Annotated in this window: 5 protein-coding genes; 2 read left to right on the plus strand and 3 right to left on the minus strand. The window is 70.8% G+C overall.

The features are described 5' to 3' along the window. Positions 1–688: 688 nt before the first annotated feature. A complete protein-coding gene (locus ACFWGZ_RS38785; protein ID WP_382456582.1) occupies positions 689–1,198 on the plus strand; it encodes an ATP-binding protein in 510 nt (169 codons plus the stop codon). Positions 1,199–1,303: 105 nt separating this feature from the next. Here the strand turns inward: ACFWGZ_RS38785 and ACFWGZ_RS38790 are convergent, their stop codons facing one another. From ACFWGZ_RS38790 to ACFWGZ_RS38800, 3 genes are all read right to left on the minus strand, one after another. Continuing rightward, complete coding sequence (locus tag ACFWGZ_RS38790; protein ID WP_382456583.1) at positions 1,304–2,131, minus strand: extensin family protein; 828 nt, start codon at positions 2,129–2,131, stop codon at positions 1,304–1,306. A gap of 117 nt (positions 2,132–2,248) precedes the next feature. Further along, complete coding sequence (locus ACFWGZ_RS38795; protein WP_382456584.1) at positions 2,249–3,151, minus strand: SRPBCC family protein; 903 nt, start codon at positions 3,149–3,151, stop codon at positions 2,249–2,251. A gap of 22 nt (positions 3,152–3,173) precedes the next feature. Further along, positions 3,174–4,439: an NAD(P)/FAD-dependent oxidoreductase gene (locus ACFWGZ_RS38800; RefSeq protein WP_382456585.1), complete on the minus strand. Its 1,266-nt coding sequence runs from the start codon at positions 4,437–4,439 to the stop codon at positions 3,174–3,176. A gap of 136 nt (positions 4,440–4,575) precedes the next feature. Here ACFWGZ_RS38800 and ACFWGZ_RS38805 point away from each other — a divergent pair, with 136 nt between their 5' ends. Further along, positions 4,576–6,057, plus strand: coding sequence for an FAD-dependent oxidoreductase (locus ACFWGZ_RS38805; RefSeq protein WP_382456586.1), 1,482 nt, complete (start codon positions 4,576–4,578; stop codon positions 6,055–6,057). Positions 6,058–6,081 lie beyond the last annotated feature (24 nt).

Below are 6,081 nucleotides of genomic sequence, written 5' to 3' on the forward strand. Positions count from 1 at the left end.
CCGTGGGACGGGTCCGACGCCGCCGGCGGGCACCGGCAGGCCGCGGCGCACCGCTGCCGCACCACCGGGTTCCGAGCAGGAGGGAGGAACCCGATGAGCAGTGCGCGCTTGCCTTTCCCACACCGGTGGAACGAGTGGATCAGCCGGGGCTCACGGCCGGGGTGTGGGGGGATCCGGCGTATTCAGCAGGTCTTCGGTGGTTTCTCGTGATCTGACATGAATTTAGCCGACCACCCCCGGCCACCAATCCACCGTTCAGACGATTAATTGGCCTTAAATATCTTTAAGCTCGACCGCCGAATCACGCGCGGTTTAATTCGATTTAAGCTTTCGAAACCGCCGGGCGCCACCCCCGCGCCGGCACTGCCCCCGAACCGGGCCCGGACGGGGCCCTCACGCCTCGCGACGTGGCATACCGCGTGGAACGTGAAGGGGTGGTCGCCCGCTTCACGAATTCGTCGAACCGGTTCGCCGCGCGCCGATCCAGCCCCGAATCGATCACCCACAGCACCGGAGGCTATACTCACGGTGAGCAGACGGACCTAGTATTGTGACCCGGACGTGACTTTCGACGAGTGGGTCAACCAGGGCATTGCTTCCCGCGTATACCCATGTAGATTCCCGCTCACCGCGACGGCCATTCGGGTGACCATCGCGGATCGCGCGCCGCACGCGAAACGGAGGCAGCATGCAGGCGAACGCCCAGACCGCCCAGGTCGACGACCTGACACTCATCGCGCTGCCCACCGCGGTGAACTGCGCGGATCTGTTCGTGCGCTTCACCCTCGGTGAGTGGCGTCTGCGCAACATGATCGGAGAGTGCTCGGCCGTCGCGTGCGCGCTGGTCGAAGCCGCCGTCGAGTCCGCGGACCCCAAGACCTCGCGCCTGATCACCCTGCGCCTGAGGCTCAGCGGTGACTACCTCGTGGTCGAACTGGAGGCGGCGCGGTTCATCATGCCGCCCACCTCGCCCGACCTGCGCACCGGCGAGCTCCAGCTCGCGGGGGGCGTCAAGCTCATCTGGTGCGAGCTGCAGCTGCCGACCGGCGTCAACGCCACGGCCGTGCCGCTGCCCCGCCGCGAGAAGCGCCGGTCCCCCGCCGCGGAGGCGCTCGGCGACGAGCCGGACGTCGATCCCGAGCTCATCCAGCGGATCCTCTTCGGCCTCGGCGGCTCGATGGGCGGCGGTCCCCGCTAGCCCTGCCCCTTTTCACGACAAAGGCGCGTCCAGCGGTGGACGCGCCTTTATCGTTGCGGCTCCGAGACGCCCGGCGGCTCATTTTCCGCGCAATGGTGATCGCGATCAGATGTTCTGGTTCGCGAAACCCTTGGTGGCGATCTTCGACAACATGCCCTGCCAGACCGACGCACTGCTGTGCGGGTCGCCCGTCACGCCCAGCGCGGACTTGAGGCCGTTGAACGCGGTGGTCGTCTTGGGCCCCCAGATGCCGTCGATCGTGAGGCCGGAGGCGCGGAAGTTGTTGCAGACGCCCTGGACGAACTTGGTGTCGGACTCGGAGTCCGTGGCGGCGCGGACCGGCATGCCGCCGAAGTCCGAGTGGATGTGGTCGGCGTGGTCGGCGTTGTACCAGCCGTCGAGCACGTACCGGAACCGGCGGCGGCACACGGCCTCCGTGGCGAGGTAGCGCTTGCGGACCGACGCCGTGCCCGAGGCGTGCGCCTGGTCGAGCGGCGAGATCGTGTTGCCGCCGGACCAGCGGACGTGGTCGAGGTCCATCGCGGTGCCCGCACCGTGCTGGCCCGCCTTGTCGACGTAGAAGCCGGCGGAGACGATGTAGCTGATCGAGCCGTAGCTCGACGACAGCGAGCGCAGGTCCCGGATCCAGGCCACGAGCGCGTTGTAGAACGCCTCGGTGGCCTGCCAGTTGCGCGCGGTGGTGTTGCCGCGGTTGGACCGCCAGTAGTAGACGGGCGTGCCGTCGATCTTCTGGAACGTCATCATCGCCAGCGCGCCGGCCTCGGCGGCCTTGATCTCCGCGTCGGTGTGCTGGTCGTCGATCTTCGGGTCGGCGCCGGCGAGGCCGGGCGCGACGGTGGCCAGCCCGGCGAGACCGGCGACGGCCGCCGCGCCCGTGACGAAGCCGCGCCTGGTGACGTTGTTCTCGAACACCCCAGTACTCCCTCTCGAGTCCGCCGGAGGAAGCCTGTCCCACCACCCGGCGCGAGGGAGTCTATGGATCGCGATGAACCCGGGGAATCGCGTCTGACCTGCGTTTTTCCGTTGTCTTTACCGCACGGACCCGAGCACCCGGATGAGGCTCTTCTCGGTGTCGTCGCCGAGTTTCTCGAGCGCCAGCTTCGCGACGGGGGCGCCGAGCTTCGCGAGCCCGGTGAACTCCAGGTGCGCGTGGTAGGCGATCCGGGTGGTGCCGGGCGCGGAGCCGGCGGTGATCGTGATGTCGTCGGTCGCGGTGGCGGTGCCGTTGCGGCCGACGAACCGCAGCCCGCCCGGGTCGTCGCGGGTCAGCTCGTAGACGAGCTCGGTCTTGCGGCCGAGGAACGTCGACACGTTCCGCCAGCGCGACCCGACCTCGACCGGTCCCTCGTCGAGGCGGTCGCACGACACCGTGCCCGGATCCCACTGCTCGGTGCGGGAGAAGTCGCGCAGGTACTCGGCGACGCCCTCGGGCGAGGCCGCGACGGTGAACGTGCGCTCGACGTCGACACCGGACAGCGGCGGCGCGTCGAACGAGCCGGGCGCGGAACGCAGCCGGTAGCCGTCGACGAGCCCGGCCTGGTCCGCGGCCCGGCGCGCGAGCCGCTCCAGCCGCTCGTCGTCGAAGCTGCGCAGCTCGCGCAGCGTCCGCCACAGTGCCGACTTGGCCTCGACGCCGACGCGCAGACCCTCCAGTTCGAGCACGTCGCTGAGCGGCGACCGGCCGAGCACCCGGCCGTTGAGCTTGAGCCTGCCCGCCTTCTCGGAGAGCCACCCGAGCGCGGCCTTGTGCGGGCGCGACTCGACGCCGACCTCGCGCATGAAGTCGAGGAGCTCCTTGCGGTCCGCCTCCAGGTCGTCGGCGAGCAGGCGCAGCTCGGGGTGCGTGCGGCTGACGCGGCGCGCGAGCTCGCTGATAGCCGTCGCCCCGGCCAGGTGGTCGTTGAGGTAGATGCCCAGCAGCTCGGTGTTCACGACCTGGGGTTACCCACCGGCGCTAGTCCCCAGTCCCCTTGGCGCGCACGGCCTCCAGGATGATCGGCTGTCCGCGGCGGCCGGTGGCGATGTTGAGGCCCCAGAGCGTCAGCACCGCGGCCCGGTTGCGCCAGCCGACGAGGAACGCGATGTGCACGGCGGCCCACGCGACCTTGCCGATCAGTCCCTTGAGGTGGAGCTTCTTGATGTCGGCGACGGCGTCGCCGGGCGAGATCGTCGCCATGGTCCCGAGGTCGAGGTACTTGAACGGCTTGTGCGTCCGGCCCTCGAGCCGTGCCCTGATCACCTTGGCGACGTGATGGCCCTCCTGGATGGCGGGTTCGGCGATGCCGGGCAGGTCGTCGAGGTTGACCATGTCGCCGATCGCGAAGACGTCCCGGGTGACGGAGCAGTCGGCCGGGTCGACGCGGATCTTGCCCTTGCGGTCGACCTCGGCGCCGGTCGCGTCGGCGAGCTTGCGCGACAGCGGCGACGCCTGCACCCCGGCCGCCCAGATGATGGTCCGCGCCTCGACCCGGTCACCGTCCTTGGTGGTGAGGCCCTGGTCGTCGATCGACTCGACCATGGCGCCGGTCATCACGGTGATGCCGAGCTGTTCGAGCTTCCTGCGGGTGTGGGCGCGCAGCGGTTCGGGGAACGGCGGCAGCACGTGCGGCACCGCGTCGAGCAGCGTGATCCGGATGTCGCGGGGGTCGATCTCGCGGAACTGGCCCTTGAGCGCCCGGCGCGCGAGGTCGGCGAGCTGCCCGACCAGTTCCACGCCCGTCGGCCCGGCACCGACCACCGCGAACGACAGCCACTGCTTCGGGTCGTCCGCCGCCACCGCCGACTCGAACGCCCGCAGCAGCCGCGACCGGAGGTTCACGGCCTGTTCGAGGGTCTTCATCGGCGGTGCCACCTCGGCCCACTCGTCGTGGCCGAAGTAGCTGTCCTGCGACCCGGCCGCCACGACCAGCGTGTCGTAGCCGACCCGGCGCGACGACCCGTCCGGCAGGTCGACGTGCACGGTCTTCGCCGCGGTGTCGAACCCGGTCACCTCGCCGAGCAGCACGCGGGCGTTGCGCTGCTTGCGCAGGATCGCCCGGAACGCGGGCGCGATGTCGCCCGTGGGCAGCAGCGCGGTCGCCACCTGGTAGAGCAGCGGCTGGAACAGGTGGTGGTTCGTGCGGTCGATGAGCGTGACCTCGACGTCCGCGCGCTTGAGCCCGCGCACGACGCCCAGCCCGCCGAAACCGCCGCCGACAACGACTACCCGGTGCTTGCCCATGCAGGTCGCATACCCACGAACCGGCGCAGGTATCCGGGACGGCGCCCGATCGTGGCCGGGCACACGACCACCCGGATGCCCCGCAAGTGCCTCCCACCTGCGGCATAACCCCGCAGGACGCGGGTACACCGCCGCCATGACCACCACGGCCGACCAGTCGCTCTGGCTCACCGCCCTGCCCGCGCGGCCCCGTCCCCCGCTGACCGGCGAGCACACCTTCGACGTGGCCGTCGTCGGCGGCGGCATCACCGGTCTCACGACCGCGCTGCTGCTCAAGCGCCGCGGGCTGGACGTGATCGTGCTGGAGGCCGCCCGCGTCGCGTCGGGCGTGTCCGGCAACAACACGGCCAAGGTGACCGCACTGCAGTCCACCGTGTACTCGCAGATCCGGCGCACCCACGGCCTCGCCGCCGCCACCGACTACGCCGGCGCGTCGCTGGCCGCGGTGGCCCGGGTCGCCGAGCTGGTCAGGTCCGAGGACATCGACTGCGACCTGCGCCGCGCCCCCGCCGTCACCTTCGCCTACACCGAGGAGGAGGTGCGCGACGTCGACCACGAGCTGATCGCCGCGCGCCAGGTCGGGCTGCCGGTGCGCAGCGGCACGGCGGAGCTCGACCTGCCGTTCGAGGTGCACGCGGCCGTCCGGCTCGACGACCAGATCGCACTGCACCCCGTGAAGTACCTGCAGGGCCTCGCGAACGCGGTCGACGGCGACGGCAGCCGGGTCTGCGAGGACAGCAGGGTGCTGGACGTGAAGGGCACCCGGCTGTCCACTCGCGACGGTGTCGTCAACGCCTCGCAGGTCGTCATCGCCACGCACTACCCGACGCTCGACCGCGGCCTGTACTTCCCGCGCCTCGAACTGACCCGCGCCTACTGCATCGCCGCCCGCGTCGCGAACCCCGCGCAAGCGCTCGCGATCAGCACCGGCAGCCCGTCGTGGTCCATCTCCGCGCACGGGGACCAGCTGATCCTCGCCGGCCAGAGCCACCCCACCGGCAAGACCGTCGTGGAGCCGTTCCGGCGGCTCGAGGACTTCGCCCGCGAGCACTGGCAGGTCGAGGAGGTCACGCACCGGTGGTCGGCGCAGGACCCGACGGCCTACGACCACCTGCCGATGATCGGCAGCTACACGCCGGGCAGCGACACCCTGTTCACCGCCACCGGCTACATGAAGTGGGGCCTGACCAGCGGCACGTTCGCGGCGTCGCTGCTCGCGGACCTGGTGACGGGCAAGCCGAACGACCTCGCCGACCGGTTCAGCCCGCACCGCGTGTCGCTCAAGTCGCTGCCGGAGCTCGTGAAGAAGAACGCCGAGGTCGCGGCGCAGATGGTCGGCGACCGCATCGCACCGGCCGACGCCACCTCCAGCGAGGACCTGCCGCCCGGCCAGGCGCACGTGATCCGCGACGGCCTGGGCAAGACCGGCGTCTACCGCGACGCCGAGGGCAAGCTGCACGGGGTGTCGCTGCGCTGCACGCACCTCGGCTGCCTGGTGCGCTTCAACGCCGCCGAGCACAGCTGGGACTGCCCGTGCCACGGCTCGCGCTTCGACGTGGACGGCGCGGTGCTCGAGGGCCCGGCGACGAAGCCGCTGCCCCGGAAGAAGCCGCGCTAGCGACGCGCCACCGCAAGTCCGGGC

Origin of the sequence: Lentzea sp. NPDC060358 (assembly GCF_042725365.1) — a bacterium.
Lineage (GTDB): Bacteria > Actinomycetota > Actinomycetes > Mycobacteriales > Pseudonocardiaceae > Lentzea.